At 53.5% G+C, this 14784-nt stretch carries 15 protein-coding genes; 12 read left to right on the top strand and 3 right to left on the bottom strand.

Annotation, left to right across the window (positions count from 1 at the left end):
- Positions 1-15: 15 nt before the first annotated feature.
- Complete coding sequence (gene plsB, locus EHN13_RS06540) at positions 16-2436, bottom strand: glycerol-3-phosphate 1-O-acyltransferase PlsB (protein WP_048213932.1); 2421 nt, start codon at positions 2434-2436, stop codon at positions 16-18.
- Positions 2437-2607: 171 nt separating this feature from the next.
- Here plsB and EHN13_RS06535 point away from each other — a divergent pair, with 171 nt between their 5' ends.
- The 4 genes from EHN13_RS06535 (at position 2608) to EHN13_RS06520 (ending at position 5481) form a co-directional block, all read left to right on the top strand.
- Complete coding sequence (locus EHN13_RS06535; protein ID WP_048213931.1) at positions 2608-2976, top strand: diacylglycerol kinase; 369 nt, start codon at positions 2608-2610, stop codon at positions 2974-2976.
- Positions 2977-3085: 109 nt separating this feature from the next.
- On the top strand, positions 3086-3694 hold the full coding sequence (gene lexA / locus EHN13_RS06530) for a transcriptional repressor LexA (protein ID WP_124021077.1): 609 nt from the start codon (positions 3086-3088) through the stop codon (positions 3692-3694).
- A gap of 121 nt (positions 3695-3815) precedes the next feature.
- On the top strand, positions 3816-5135 hold the full coding sequence (dinF, locus tag EHN13_RS06525; protein ID WP_124021076.1) for an MATE family efflux transporter DinF: 1320 nt from the start codon (positions 3816-3818) through the stop codon (positions 5133-5135).
- A gap of 136 nt (positions 5136-5271) precedes the next feature.
- Entirely contained in the window at positions 5272-5481 is a 210-nt protein-coding gene (locus EHN13_RS06520; protein ID WP_005132658.1) for a CsbD family protein, read from the top strand.
- A gap of 44 nt (positions 5482-5525) precedes the next feature.
- Here EHN13_RS06520 and zur read toward each other — a convergent pair whose 3' ends face one another.
- The gene (gene zur, locus EHN13_RS06515; RefSeq protein WP_003031709.1) at positions 5526-6044 is read right to left on the bottom strand and encodes a zinc uptake transcriptional repressor Zur; all 519 of its coding nucleotides are present in this window, start codon (positions 6042-6044) and stop codon (positions 5526-5528) included.
- A gap of 115 nt (positions 6045-6159) precedes the next feature.
- Between zur and EHN13_RS06510 the strand changes: the two genes are divergently transcribed.
- From EHN13_RS06510 to pspG, 3 genes are all read left to right on the top strand, one after another.
- Positions 6160-6648, top strand: a complete 489-nt coding sequence (locus EHN13_RS06510) for a cupin domain-containing protein (protein ID WP_048213928.1) — start codon at positions 6160-6162, stop codon at positions 6646-6648.
- A gap of 106 nt (positions 6649-6754) precedes the next feature.
- Positions 6755-7753: a tRNA dihydrouridine(20/20a) synthase DusA gene (gene dusA, locus EHN13_RS06505; protein ID WP_115644062.1), complete on the top strand. Its 999-nt coding sequence runs from the start codon at positions 6755-6757 to the stop codon at positions 7751-7753.
- Positions 7754-7886: 133 nt separating this feature from the next.
- A complete protein-coding gene (pspG, locus tag EHN13_RS06500; RefSeq protein WP_003031713.1) occupies positions 7887-8129 on the top strand; it encodes an envelope stress response protein PspG in 243 nt (80 codons plus the stop codon).
- A gap of 301 nt (positions 8130-8430) precedes the next feature.
- On the opposite strand, the gene EHN13_RS06495 is transcribed toward pspG, so the two are convergent.
- A complete protein-coding gene (locus EHN13_RS06495; RefSeq protein ID WP_061068789.1) occupies positions 8431-9414 on the bottom strand; it encodes a quinone oxidoreductase in 984 nt (327 codons plus the stop codon).
- A gap of 64 nt (positions 9415-9478) precedes the next feature.
- Here EHN13_RS06495 and dnaB point away from each other — a divergent pair, with 64 nt between their 5' ends.
- The 5 genes from dnaB to EHN13_RS06470 all read left to right on the top strand — a co-directional run bounded on the left by dnaB (position 9479) and on the right by EHN13_RS06470 (position 14750).
- A complete protein-coding gene (dnaB, locus tag EHN13_RS06490) occupies positions 9479-10894 on the top strand; it encodes a replicative DNA helicase (RefSeq protein WP_061067020.1) in 1416 nt (471 codons plus the stop codon).
- A 16-nt stretch (positions 10895-10910) separates the two neighbouring features.
- Positions 10911-11990 carry an alanine racemase gene (alr, locus tag EHN13_RS06485; RefSeq protein WP_124021075.1) on the top strand — a complete coding sequence of 360 codons (1080 nt, stop codon included), beginning with the start codon at positions 10911-10913 and terminating at the stop codon, positions 11988-11990.
- A gap of 128 nt (positions 11991-12118) precedes the next feature.
- Positions 12119-13312 (top strand): aromatic amino acid transaminase, encoded by a 1194-nt coding sequence (gene tyrB, locus EHN13_RS06480; RefSeq protein WP_124021074.1) that lies wholly within the window; start codon positions 12119-12121, stop codon positions 13310-13312.
- A gap of 247 nt (positions 13313-13559) precedes the next feature.
- Positions 13560-14273 carry an acid phosphatase AphA gene (gene aphA / locus EHN13_RS06475; protein ID WP_048213924.1) on the top strand — a complete coding sequence of 238 codons (714 nt, stop codon included), beginning with the start codon at positions 13560-13562 and terminating at the stop codon, positions 14271-14273.
- A 120-nt stretch (positions 14274-14393) separates the two neighbouring features.
- Positions 14394-14750, top strand: coding sequence for an MmcQ/YjbR family DNA-binding protein (locus EHN13_RS06470; protein ID WP_048213923.1), 357 nt, complete (start codon positions 14394-14396; stop codon positions 14748-14750).
- The last annotated feature ends 34 nt before the right edge of the window (positions 14751-14784 follow it).

Raw genomic sequence — 14784 nt, 5'->3', positions numbered from 1 at the left:
CCGGTTTTTTTATGCTTACTCGCCCTGCGTTGCGCTTTCGATGGTCAGACGCACATCGGACGTGACCAGCTCGGCCAGCATCTGATAGATCTTCATCGTCTCTTCCGGTTCGGCATCACCGGTATCGCTGATGTAGCCCTCGTCACGCAGCGTCAGCACCAGGGAGCTGAACACGGCTTTATCGAAGAACTCAGGCGCGTTGATACCGTGCAGCACGGAAAGACGTTGTGCCACGGTGCGGCTCTCTTTCTCCAGGGTACTGCGGTTGATGGACGGGTTCGCACTCAGCAGCCAGAAGGTAATGGCATAGCGCTGTAGCGTTTCACGCGCGCCCGCAGCCAACAGCTGCAGCGTGCGAGAATGAACCGGGTTGATATGCAGCTCATCGTTCTGCAGGGTTATCAGACCCTGACGTTGCATTTCGTTGGCCAGCTCGTCAATTACCCCGGCAAGCTCATCACGCTCCCAACGCAGGAACAACTCGGCTTTCAGCATCGGGTACAGCGCTTCAATATGCTGCTGCAATGCGGCGCGTGAAATCCGGCGGTGCTGAGTCACAATCGCGGCCATCAACGAAGGCAGAACCAGCATGTGGGCAATATTGTTGCGGTAGTAGGTCATCAGTACCGCCTGCTCGCGCGGCAGAATGATGATGTCACCGATGGTGTCTTTCTCAACCTCAAACTTGTTCATCTGCAAGGCGTGGTCGATCAGTTCACTGGCGCTTTGCGCGGGAACGGTTGAGTCCGTCGCGTACGGCACGTTGCGCAGCAGGCTCAGGTAGCAGTCGAGCTGCTCGGTTAACTGTTCACGGGTCAAAGAGCGCTGGCGGGAAGCCAACAGCGCGGTACAACACAGGTTCATGGCGTTGGCCGCGCCTGCGTTGTTAATGCGCACCATCAGATCGGCAGCAATGTTATTCACCGTCGGCGTCAGCCAGGCCGGACGGATAGACTCGATAGGATCGATAGATTCACGCCACTCCGGCACATGCTGGTTGAGGTAAGTCATCAGCGGCATTGGTTCGCCAAAGTTAACGTAGCCCTGACCCAGATTACGCAGCTTGCTTAAGCCACGCAGCATTTGCGGCAGGCTCTCTTTTTCTTTCGTCGCGCCACGCAGCTCTTTGGCGTAGGTGCCCACTTCCATTACGTGCTCGTAGCCGATGTAGATCGGTACGAGGGTAATCGGACGCGTACCGCCGCGCAGCATCGCCTGAATGGTCATCGACAGCGTGCCGGTTTTCGGGTCGAGCAGACGGCCGGTACGCGACCGCCCACCTTCGACAAAGTACTCAACCGAATAGCCGCGGCTGAACAACTCGCCCAGGTATTCGCGGAATACGGTGGAATAGAGCTTATTGCCTTTAAACGTACGACGAATAAAGAATGCGCCCAGACGGCGGAAAATCGGACCTGCCGGCCAGAAATTCAGGTTGATACCGGCCGCGATATGCGGTGGAACCAGTCCCTGATGGTACAGAACGTACGACAGCAGCATGTAGTCCATATGGCTGCGGTGGCACGGCACATAGACGATTTCATGTCCGTCGTGCGCCAGTTGGCGTACGCGCTCCGCATTATGAACGTTAATCCCCTGATACAGACGGTTCCAGGTAAAGCCCAGAATACGGTCCGTCAGGCGGATCATTTCGTAGGAGAAGTTGGCGGCAATCTCTTCCATCAATGCGATAGCGTTTTGCTGCGCTTTTTCATGGGAGATTTTTTTGCTGCGTGCTTCATCTTCCACCGCGCGTGCGATGGCTTTTGAGGCCAGCAGTTTATTAAACAGATCCTGGCGGGCAGGAAGGCGAGGGCCAACCGCCGCTAAGCGCTGGCGGGCAAAGTGCATACGCGCCACGCGTGCCAGTTTCTGCGCGATGGTTTTATCTGTGCCGTGTTCGTCTGCCATGCGGCGCAGGGAGACGGAAGGTGAGAAGCGGACAAAGCTGTCGCGGCCCAGCCAGGACACAGCAAAGAATTTCTGTACGCCATTCAGCATGCGCAGTGGTGGATTGACTTCGCCTTTCTCGCGTCCAGGAGCACGGCCAAACATCACAGACACCGGCACCATCTGAACATCCAGATCGGGGTTGCTGCGATGTAAGTCGAGATAGTTATGGAACAACTTGATGGACTCTTCTTTTGGCGTGTAATAGGTGAATACACGCGGGCCGCCGTGTATAAACACGTAGCGCGGCAGCAAAGTCCCGTCTATCTCCAGCGGTTCCAGGGGATCAGGGAGGTCGTGCACCAGGCATTGGGCACGCAGCGTCAGCAAGTCAGCTTTTGAGTTGTACGGTAAGACGTACATAATGGGACGAGAGGTATCGAGTCCCAATTCCGGGGCGGGTTCCGCCGGGATAGACTTGCTTTTTACCAGGATGCTTAATGGTAAATTCAGTAATTTGTAGTAAATTCGTGGCCAGCCGGACATAAACGATGTAAAGCCTCTGGTTAATAATGCAAATGCGCTGCAAGGATATCAGAAAGTTTAGTGAATTTCTGTGGTATCCCGTCATACTTCGCGCAGCTTTGCTTATGCCCTGAAACAAACAGGGTAACGATGCAATAATACTCACGCTAATAATGTAAAAAGGTTCTTTTGATGGCCAATAATACCACTGGATTCACTCGGATTATCAAAGCAGCAGGCTATTCCTGGCAAGGTTTCCGCGCAGCATGGATCAATGAGGCGGCATTTCGTCAGGAAAGCGTTGCCGTACTGTTGGGGGTAGCAATTGCCTGCTGGCTGGACGTTGACGCGATTACCCGCGTACTGCTGATTGGTTCGGTGATGCTGGTGATGATCGTTGAAATTCTGAATAGCGCCATTGAGGCGGTTGTCGACCGAATTGGTTCTGAGTATCACGAGCTTTCTGGTCGGGCGAAAGATATGGGATCGGCTGCGGTATTGCTTTCTATTTTTGTCGCTGTGATCACCTGGGGCATCCTGTTGTGGTCGCATTTGCGATAAAGATTCCACAACTTCATAAATCTCCTGTTTTTTGTGCAGTTTGCGGTTCCAAATTCGCCTTTAGCTGTATATACTCACAGCATAACTGTATATACACCCAGGGGGCGGAATGAAAGCGTTAACGGCCAGGCAGCAAGAGGTGTTTGATCTCATTAGAGATCACATCAGCCAGACAGGTATGCCACCGACGCGTGCGGAGATCGCGCAGCGTTTGGGGTTCCGTTCCCCAAACGCGGCTGAAGAACACCTGAAAGCACTGGCGCGTAAAGGTGTGCTGGAAATCGTTTCTGGCGCATCGCGTGGTATTCGCCTGCTGCAGGAAGAAGAGGAAGGCTTACCGCTTATCGGTCGTGTGGCGGCCGGTGAGCCACTTCTGGCACAGCAGCACATCGAAGGCCATTACCAGGTTGACCCATCACTGTTCAAACCGAACGCCGACTTTCTGCTGCGCGTCAGCGGTATGTCGATGAAAGATATCGGGATTATGGATGGCGATTTACTGGCTGTGCATAAAACGCAGGACGTGCGTAACGGCCAGGTTGTTGTTGCCCGTATTGATGATGAAGTCACGGTTAAGCGCCTGAAAAAGCAGGGTAACAAGGTTGAACTTCTGCCGGAAAACAGTGAATTTAAACCTATCGTTGTCGATCTGCGCGAGCAAAACTTCACCATTGAAGGGTTGGCTGTCGGCGTAATTCGTAACGGTGAATGGCTGTAATGATCTGCTGATTTCCTGTCGGCCGGAAAGGGCGTTTACGCTGCTCTCCGGCAAATTGCCCGATGATGCTACGCTTATCGGGCCTACAAAAACGCGTTAATTTCTTTTCAGGCTCTTTTCCATGCCTTTCTTTACCTCCTCTGATAAAGCACTCTGGCACCTTGCCTTACCGATGATTTTCTCCAACATCACTGTTCCACTGCTGGGGCTGGTGGATACCGCAGTGATTGGTCATTTGGATAGCCCGGTCTACCTGGGTGGCGTTGCTGTCGGCGCAACAGCGACCAGTTTTCTCTTTATGCTGCTGCTGTTTTTACGCATGAGTACCACCGGCCTGACGGCCCAGGCGTTCGGTGCGAAAAATCCTCAGGCGCTGGCGCGCGCGCTGGTACAACCGCTGATACTGGCGCTGGGAGCGGGGCTGTTTATCGCGCTGTTTCGCACGCCGATTATCGATTTAGCGCTGCATATTGTCGGGGGTAGTGAAGCGGTACTGGAACAAGCCCGGCGTTTCCTGGAAATCCGCTGGCTAAGCGCGCCCGCCTCACTGGCCAATCTGGTGCTGCTCGGCTGGTTGCTTGGCGTACAATATGCGCGTGCGCCGGTTATCCTGCTGATTGTCGGCAATATTCTCAACATTGCGCTCGATTTATGGCTGGTGATGGGCCTGCATATGAACGTGCAGGGTGCAGCACTGGCGACGGTGATTGCCGAATATGCCACGCTGCTTATCGGTCTGATGATGGTACGCAAAGTCCTGCATTTGCGCGGAGTTTCGCTGGCAATGCTGAAGCAGGCGTGGCGTGGCAACTTCCGCCGTTTGCTGGCGCTCAACCGTGACATCATGCTGCGTTCGCTGCTGTTGCAACTCTGCTTTGGTGCTATCACGGTACTCGGGGCTCGCCTCGGTAGCGATGTCATTGCGGTCAATGCCGTTCTGATGACCCTGCTGACGTTCACTGCCTATGCGCTGGACGGGTTTGCCTATGCCGTGGAAGCGCACTCTGGCCAGGCCTATGGGGCACGCGATGGTAGCCAGTTGCTGGATGTCTGGCGGGCGGCCTGCCGGCAGTCGGGTATTGTGGCCGTCCTGTTTTCGATGGTTTATGCCCTGTTCGGCGAGCAGATTGTGGCGCTGCTGACCTCGCTGCCGCAAATCCAACACCTGGCCGATCGCTATCTTTTCTGGCAGGTGGTTTTGCCGCTGGTGGGTGTGTGGTGTTATCTGCTGGACGGCATGTTTATTGGCGCAACGCGTGCCGCTGAAATGCGCAACAGTATGGCCGTTGCCGCAGTGGGATTCGCCTTAACGCTCCTGACTTTACCGCTGCTGGGAAACCACGGCTTGTGGCTGGCGTTAACCGTTTTTCTCGCGCTGCGCGGGCTTTCACTGGCCTTCATCTGGCGACGTCACTGGCGTAATGGCACCTGGTTTGCCTGATGCCTATGGTTAAAAATTCCGAATAGTAAATAAAACCCAGAATCCCTGACTACACTTACTATCACGTCCAGCAAAAACAGCATGTATTCGGGCGCGGCACTCTCGCTATTCACAACCTAACGATGAGGACTTGATGATGAATAAAGACGAAGTCAGTGGTAACTGGAAACAGTTCAAAGGTAAAGTGAAAGAGCAATGGGGCAAACTGACCGATGATGATATGACGGTCATTGAAGGTAAACGCGACCAGCTGGTTGGTAAAGTCCAGGAACGATATGGGTACGCGAAAGATCAGGCGGAGAAAGAAGTTAAAGATTGGGAAAAACGCAACGATTACCGCTGGTAATTAACCCCTCCCTCCTGAGAGTACAAGGACGTACGCTCTTTTATTTACCGCCCGACTTTCTTTTTCACCTGAATGGTATGGTCATGCTGGCATTCGCCAGGATGGCGGCATGATTCAACTTCCACACATGCCGGACACAGGCCGTGGGCTTCAATCACATTATGGCGCAGAGCAAATCCCATTTTAGCTGCCAGCGTATGCATAATATCTTCCACGCCTTCCGCACACTCTTCTTTTACCACGCCACAGCGGTCGCAGATGAACATTGCGGAGCTGTGGGTTGGCTGATCGAACAGATGGCAAAGCACATAGCTGTTGGTTGACTCCACTTTGTGCACAAAACCTTGTTCAAGCAGAAAATCGAGCGCACGATAGACGGTAGGCGGCTTAGCCTGTGGTTCGGTTTCCCTTAACAGATCAAGCAGATCGTAAGCGCTGATTGCCCCTTCCTGCAGGCTCATCAGGCGCAGCACTTCGAGGCGTTGTGGCGTGAGCCGCACGTTACGTTGCGCACAGAGTTTTTCAGCTTGAGCCAATAACTCCTGCGTGGTGGTTTTGTCCATTTGGCGCCTCGATTTGCGTGGAAGGTTAATCCCTTACTTTATCATGTTCTGCTTAAAACGCCGAGATCCACCGCTGTGTGCTATACCTGACGCATCGCAACACTGGAAAATTAACATGAAAAGACCCGATTGTATTCGCCACTGGCGTGAAGTTGAGGGGCCTGATGACTCCACCTATCCAGGCAGCGATGAGCTTTTTTCTATTGGCGCGCCGCTGGCCCGCAGGTTGGGGTTAGGGCGATTAGGCATCCATCACGAACGTCTGCCGCCGGGTCGGCGTACTTCTTATCCACACGCTGAAAGTGATGAAGAAGAGTTCATCTACGTACTGGAAGGGTACCCGGAAGCCTGGATAAATGGTTACTTATGGAAGCTGGAACCCGGCGACAGCGTTGGTTTTCCGGCAGGAACCGGTGTGTGCCACACTTTTATCAACAACACCAGTGACGAGGTGCGGCTGCTGGTCGTCGGTGAGGCGAACAAGAAGCATAACCGCATCTACTATCCACTCAATCCGGTCTATGCAGTCACGCGTGAAGATCGCTGGGTTGATCATCCTCCACAGTTTTTTGGTCCACACGACGGAAAACCTGGGCGGAAATGACAATCCACGCGAACGAAGGGCGCTATCCACGATGATGTGGCTCACTATCGCAACGGTCTATGCTATAGTAGCGCCACTTTTTTAACCGGATGCTTGAATATTCGCCATGCTGCCTGAATCTCAGTCTACCGCTTTTCCCGCTCATCGTTTTTCTATCGCGCCGATGCTCGACTGGACGGACAGACACTGCCGCTACTTTTTGCGCCTGCTGTCCCGCCAGACGTTGCTCTATACGGAGATGGTAACCACCGGCGCGATCATTCATGGTAAAGGCGATTATCTGGCGTATAGCGAAGAAGAGCATCCGGTCGCATTGCAACTGGGCGGGAGCGATCCTGCGGCGCTGGCGCAGTGCGCAAAGCTCGCTGAACAGCGGGGTTATGACGAAATCAATCTCAACGTGGGTTGTCCTTCCGACCGCGTGCAGAATGGCATGTTTGGCGCTTGCCTGATGGGGAATGCGCAACTGGTCGCCGATTGCGTGAAGGCGATGCGCGACGCGGTGTCGATTCCGGTAACGGTGAAAACCCGTATCGGCATTGATGATCAGGACAGCTACGAATTCCTGTGTGACTTCATCAACACGGTCTCGGGTAACGGCGAATGTGAGATGTTTATCATCCACGCCCGCAAGGCCTGGCTGTCGGGGTTAAGCCCGAAAGAAAACCGCGAAATCCCACCGCTGGATTATGACCGTGTTTATCAGTTGAAGCGTGATTTCCCGCAGTTGACGATGTCGATTAACGGCGGAATTAAATCACTGGAAGAAGCAAAAACGCATCTGCAATATATGGACGGCGTAATGGTGGGCCGGGAAGCCTATCAAAACCCGGGGATTCTGGCGTCGGTCGACCGTGAAATTTTTGCTGCGACCACGCCGGATGCAGACCCTGTCGCCGTGGTGCGTGCCATGTATCCCTATATTGAGCGGGAGCTGAGTAAAGGTACGTATCTGGGGCATGTGACCCGCCACATGCTGGGGTTGTTCCAGGGAATTCCAGGCGCACGCCAATGGCGTCGTTATCTGAGTGAAAATGCGCATAAAGCCGGGGCCGATATTAACGTTTTGGAACACGCGCTGAAACTGGTGGCAGACAAGCGTTAAGTTTTCACCAAAAGTTAGTTAATTTCACCACGCCCTGCGCTTTGTCGCGGGGCGTTTTCTTTATAAATCAATACATTATTTTTGGCATGTTTCTTGTAAAGCAATGGAGAGAATTTCATTTCGGGAGAGAGCCATGCTGGAACTACTTTTTGTGATTGGGTTTTTTATCATGCTGATGGTCACCGGCGTATCTTTGCTGGGCGTTCTGGCCGCATTGGTCGTAGCCACCGCAGTGATGTTTCTGGGTGGACTATTTGCCTTGATGATTAAACTGTTGCCCTGGCTGCTACTGGCTGTTGCCGTGGTGTGGGTTATCAAGGCGATAAAAGCGCCAAAAGTCCCACAGTATCAGCGCAATAACCGTCGATTTTACTAAGGTATTGAGCGGTGCGTCACAACCTGCAACATTGCCTTTAGAACCAAATAGGAATTGATTATCAAATCTGTCACTATTGCGTGGTTAACGAATTCATCGAGCTGTACCCTACATACAGCCGAACTAAAAAAAGAAAGGGCTTCCCATGGGAAGCCCTAATTCTTTACTTCCCCGTCATAATTCAAACCGCAGGTGTGTTGGCTGCTTTCATTCACCCCAGTCACTTACTCCAGTAAGCTCCTAGGGATTCATTCAATTGCCGCCTTCCTGCAATTTGAATTATTTAGGGGAGGTCGAAGCATTATGGGATCAGCAAACTCGATCCCTGCGTGGCCCGGCTTTCCAGTGCTTCATGGGCCCGTTGCGCGTCACTTAACGCAAATTTCTGACCCGGCGCGACATCCACTTTGATCACCCCGCTGGCAATCAGCGAGAACAGTTCATTGCTGGCTTCGGTTAATTCATGATGGTTGGTGATGTAACCCTGGAGTGAAGGACGGGTCACGTACAGCGAACCTTTTTGGTTCAGAATACCTAAGTTCACGCCAGTCACCGGCCCGGAGGCGTTGCCAAAGCTGACCATCAATCCCCGGCGTTGCAGGCAATCCAGCGAGGCTTCCCAGGTATCTTTCCCCACCGAGTCATACACCACCCGTACTTTTTTTCCGCCGGTTATCTCCTTAACCCGTTCGACGATACTTTCTTCACGGTAGTTAATGACCTGCCATGCGCCGGCCTGCTGCGCTATTTGTGCCTTCTGCGCATTGCCGACAGTACCAATCAGCTTCGCGCCCAATGCTTTTGCCCACTGGCAGGCAATCATCCCGACGCCGCCCGCAGCCGCATGGAACAAAAACGGCTCATCAGGCTGAATTTCATAGGTTTTACGCAGCAGATAAAAAACGGTTAACCCTTTCAGGAATGAGGCTGCGGCTTGTTCAAATGAGATAGCGTTGGGTAGGATGGCGGCTTTATCGGCCGGAACGTTATGCACTGAGCTGTAAGCGCCAAGCGCTGACTGCGCATACACCACGCGATCGCCAGCTTTAATGTGCGTCACTTTGCTCCCCACTTTGCTGACTACGCCGGCGGCTTCGGTTCCCAGACCGCTGGGCAGAGAAGGCGGTGGATAAAGACCACTGCGGATGTAAGTGTCGATATAGTTGATGCCAATCGCTTTGTTCTCGACCTGGATTTCGTTCTCTGCCGGATCTGCAGGCGTAAACTCGACGACCTGAAGCACTTCAGGACCACCATGCTTGTGAAATTCAATACGCGTTGCCATGCTTCCTCCAAAAGAAATGTGGTAATCTTTCGACCCAATCATTATCTCGGTAACTCCATTCACTATGGCAGGAAATAAACCCTTCAACAAACAACAGACTGATGCTCGTGAGCGCGATCCCCAGGTCGCCGGGCTGAAAGTACCGCCGCACTCGATTGAAGCGGAACAGTCGGTGTTGGGCGGTTTAATGCTGGATAACGAACGCTGGGACGATGTGGCCGAGCGCGTGGTGGCGGAAGATTTCTATACCCGACCGCACCGGCACATCTTCACGGAAATGCATCGACTGCAGGAGATGGGAAAACCTATCGACCTGATCACGCTCGCAGAATCGCTGGAGGTTCAGGGACAACTGGACAGCGTCGGCGGCTTTGCTTACCTGGCTGAGTTATCTAAAAACACGCCAAGTGCGGCGAACATTAGTGCTTATGCGGATATCGTCCGCGAACGCGCCGTTGTTCGTGACATGATTTCGGTGGCCCATGAAATTGCGGAAGCTGGTTTCGATCCGCAAGGGCGCTCCAGTGAAGACCTGCTGGATCTTGCGGAATCCCGCGTCTTTAAAATCGCTGAAAGCCGTGCCAACAAAGACGAAGGCCCGAAAAACATCACCGATGTGCTCGACGCAACCGTCGCGCGTATCGAGCAGTTGTTCCAGCAGCCGCACGACGGCGTCACCGGCGTAAACACCGGTTATGACGACCTCAACAAAAAGACCGCGGGTCTACAGCCGTCGGACTTGATTATCGTCGCCGCGCGTCCGTCGATGGGTAAAACGACATTTGCAATGAACCTCGTCGAAAATGCGGCGATGTTGCAGGATAAGCCAGTTCTTATCTTCAGTCTTGAAATGCCCTCAGAACAAATCATGATGCGTTCTTTGGCCTCGCTTTCGCGCGTGGACCAGACCAAAATCCGTACCGGTCAACTGGATGATGAAGACTGGGCGCGAATTTCCGGAACAATGGGTATTTTGCTGGAGAAACGAAACATCTATATTGATGATTCTTCCGGCCTGACGCCAACGGAAGTGCGCTCGCGTGCCCGTCGTATCGCCCGTGAACACGGCGGTATCGGCCTTATCATGATCGACTACCTGCAACTGATGCGTGTACCGTCGCTCTCCGATAACCGTACGCTGGAAATTGCTGAAATTTCCCGCTCGCTGAAGGCGTTAGCAAAAGAACTGCATGTGCCGGTGGTAGCGCTATCGCAGCTTAACCGCTCTCTGGAACAACGCGCCGACAAGCGCCCGGTTAACTCGGATCTGCGTGAATCCGGCTCCATCGAACAGGATGCCGACTTAATCATGTTTATCTATCGTGATGAGGTTTATCACGAAAACAGTGACTTAAAAGGCATCGCCGAAATTATTATTGGTAAGCAGCGTAACGGTCCGATCGGTACGGTGCGCCTGACGTTTAACGGACAGTGGTCCCGCTTCGACAACTATGCCGGTCCTCAATATGATGATGAGTAATTTCTAAGGAATACAAATGCAAGCGGCAACTGTAGTCATTAACCGCCGCGCTCTGCGACACAACCTGCAACGTCTGCGTGAACTGGCTCCTGCCAGCAAACTGGTTGCGGTCGTGAAAGCGAACGCTTACGGCCACGGTCTGTTAGAGACTGCGCGAACGCTCCCCGATGCGGACGCTTTTGGTGTCGCTCGTCTTGAAGAAGCCCTGCGGTTGCGAGCGGGTGGGATCACGCAGCCCATCCTGCTGCTGGAGGGATTTTTTGATGCCTCCGATCTGCCGACTATTTCCGCGCAGCGTCTGCATACAGCCGTCCACAACCTGGAGCAGCTTGAAGCCCTGGAAGCCGCAGAACTGGCTGAACCGGTCACCGTCTGGATGAAGCTCGACACGGGGATGCACCGCCTGGGCGTGCGCCCTGAGCAGGCCGAAGCGTTTTATCAGCGTTTAACGCAATGTGACAACGTGCGCCAGCCGGTTAATATCGTCAGCCACTTTGCGCGCGCGGATGAACCTGAATGCGGCGCGACGGAAAAACAGCTCGATATCTTTAATGGCTTTTGCGAGGGAAAACCTGGACAGCGTTCAATTGCTGCGTCGGGCGGTATTTTGCTGTGGCCCCAGTCCCACTTCGACTGGGCGCGTCCGGGGCTGATTCTGTACGGCGTATCGCCGCTGGAAAACCACTCTATCGGTGCCGATTTTGGCTGTCAGCCGGTGATGTCGCTGACCTCCAGCCTGATTGCGGTGCGTGAGCACAAAGCGGGCGAGCCGGTTGGCTATGGTGGTACCTGGTTGAGCGAGCGCGACACGCGTCTGGGCGTGGTGGCAATGGGCTATGGTGATGGTTATCCGCGCGCGGCGCCGTCCGGGACGCCGGTGCTGGTTAATGGCCGTGAAGTGCCGATCGTCGGTCGCGTTGCGATGGATATGATCTGCGTCGATTTAGGCCCCGAGGCGCAGGATAAAGCCGGCGATTCGGTGATTCTGTGGGGTGAGGGACTGCCCGTTGAACGCATTGCTGAAATGACGAAAGTAAGTGCTTACGAACTTATTACGCGCCTGACCTCAAGGGTGGCGATGAAGTATATCGATTAGCAGAATGATGTGCTGGACAGGCGGTTACGCCGCCTTCCGGCAATATTGCCCTCAACATCCTCTCGATCTTCTCCCGCTTCCGGTTTATTGTGTTCTTAACCCTTGCCTGTAAACCTGGAGAACCACACGTGTTTCAAAAAGTTGACGCCTACGCCGGCGACCCGATTTTATCGCTCATGGAGCGCTTCAAAGAAGATTCACGTAGCGACAAAGTGAACCTCAGCATAGGCCTGTATTACAACGAAGACGGAATTATTCCTCAGCTTAAAGCGGTGGCGGAAGCGGAAGCTCGACTTAATGCCAAACCGCATGGTGCTTCGCTGTATCTGCCGATGGAAGGTCTGAACACGTATCGTCATACTATTGCGCCGCTGCTGTTTGGCGCAGATCATCCGGTTCTCCAGCAGCAGCGCGTGGCAACCATTCAGACGCTGGGCGGCTCCGGCGCGCTAAAGGTTGGCGCAGACTTCCTGAAGCGCTATTTCCCTGATTCTGGCGTGTGGGTCAGCGATCCGACCTGGGAAAACCACATCGCGATTTTTGAAGGGGCGGGATTCGAAGTAAGTACTTACCCATGGTATGACAACGCGACTAATGGCGTGCGTTTCAACGATCTGCTGGCAGCGCTGAATACCTTACCGGCGCGTAGCATTGTGCTGCTGCATCCGTGCTGCCATAACCCCACGGGTGCGGATTTAACACCAGCACAGTGGGATGCGGTGATTGAGATCCTGAAAGCGCGCGACCTGATCCCGTTCCTCGACATTGCCTACCAGGGTTTTGGTGGCGGAATGGAAGATGATGCGTACGCCATCCGTGCGATTGCGAGTGCTGGTTTACCAACTCTGGTTAGCAACTCATTCTCCAAAATTTTCTCATTGTATGGCGAACGTGTTGGCGGGCTTTCTGTGGTGTGTGAAGACGCCGATGCTGCCAGCCGCGTTCTGGGGCAGCTAAAAGCGACGGTGCGCCGGAACTACTCCAGTCCGCCAAACTTTGGTGCGCAGGTGGTTGCCGCGGTACTGGGGGATGAAGAGCTGAAAGCGAGCTGGCTGGCGGAAGTTGAGGCAATGCGTACCCGCATTCTGGTGATGCGTCAGGAACTGGTTAACGTATTGAATGCGGAGATCCCGGGCCGTAACTTTGATTACCTGCTGCAACAGCGCGGTATGTTCAGCTATACCGGGCTCAGCGCCGCTCAGGTCGATCGCCTGCGCGATGAGTTTGGTGTTTACCTGATAGCCAGCGGACGTATGTGCGTGGCCGGGTTGAATCACGGTAATGTGCAGCGCGTGGCGAAGGCATTTGCCGCCGTCATGTAATCGGCTTTGTGTGATGCCGGATGGCGCGTAAACGCCTTATCTGTCCTACAAGGATACATGGATTTTAGTTTGTAGGCCTGATAAGCGGAGCGCCATCAGGCGTACTTTCCTGTGTGATCATGCTCCTTTTCCTGGACAAAACCAGAGAAAATCCTTCCTTTCCCTTCCCCCAGGGGGTAAGGTCAGATAGTTTTTTGACCAGTTGTTAAATAAAAAATCATAACTAACTGACTACTTAGGGAAAAATATGCGCAAGTTTACCCTGGCACTGAGTGCCGTTTGTTTATTGTTCACGTTAAATCAGCCCGCTCAGGCGTTAGTTTCCTCTCCTTCTCAGCTTAATCCGGGCACCAACGTTGCAAAACTCGCTGAGCAGGCCCCCATTCACTGGGTCTCCGTGGCACAAATCGAAAACAGCCTGACCGGACGCCCGCCGATGGCCGTTGGCTTTGATATCGATGATACGGTTCTCTTTTCCAGCCCGGGCTTCTGGCGCGGTAAAAAAACGTATTCCCCGGACAGTGAGGATTACCTGAAGAATCCGGCCTTCTGGGAAAAAATGAACAATGGCTGGGATGAATTCAGTATTCCGAAAGAAGTGGCGCGTCAGTTGATTGATATGCATGTGCGTCGTGGCGACAGCATCTTTTTCGTGACCGGGCGTAGTCAGACGAAGACCGAAACGGTATCGAAAACGCTGGCCGATAACTTTCACATTCCGGCCGGCAATATGAATCCGGTCATTTTTGCCGGTGATAAACCCGGTCAGAACACCAAAACGCAGTGGTTGCAGGATAAAAGCATCCGCATGTTCTACGGTGACTCCGACAATGACATCACCGCCGCTCGCGACGTAGGAATCCGCGGTATCCGTATTTTACGCGCCTCTAACTCTACCTATAAACCGCTGCCGCAGGCTGGCGCGTTTGGTGAAGAGGTGATCGTCAACTCGGAGTATTGAGAATACGAAATGCTGCTTTTTTAAACAAATTTACGCTGCTGGCTTTTACCTTTTGCGGACTTGCTGCACACTGAATAAAAGATGTTCTCATTAGGCAATATGCTGGTAAGGGGAATAAAGATGACGAATTCGGAGTTGCTGCAATACTGCATGGCAAAAACGGGTGCGGAGCAGAGCGTGCATAGTGACTGGAAAGCCACGCAAATCAAAGTTGAAGATGTACTTTTTGCCATGGTCAAAGAGGTCGAAGGTCGCCCGGCGGTCTCTCTGAAAACCAGCCCTGAACTGGCAGAATTGCTGCGTCAGCAACATAAAGACGTGCGACCCAGCCGCCATCTCAATAAAGCGCACTGGAGCACGGTGTATCTTGACGGCTCGCTGCCAGGTTCACAGATTTATTATCTGGTGGACGCGTCTTACCAGCAGGCCATAAACACCTTGCCGGAAGATAAACGCAGGTTGCTGGTGCAGCCTTGATCCGTTTTGCCGGATGGCGTCGCTAGCGACTTAT

The sequence above is a fragment of the Citrobacter youngae genome (assembly GCF_003818115.1).
Taxonomy (GTDB): domain Bacteria; phylum Pseudomonadota; class Gammaproteobacteria; order Enterobacterales; family Enterobacteriaceae; genus Citrobacter; species Citrobacter youngae.
This window is presented reverse-complemented; position numbering and strand designations above follow the sequence as displayed.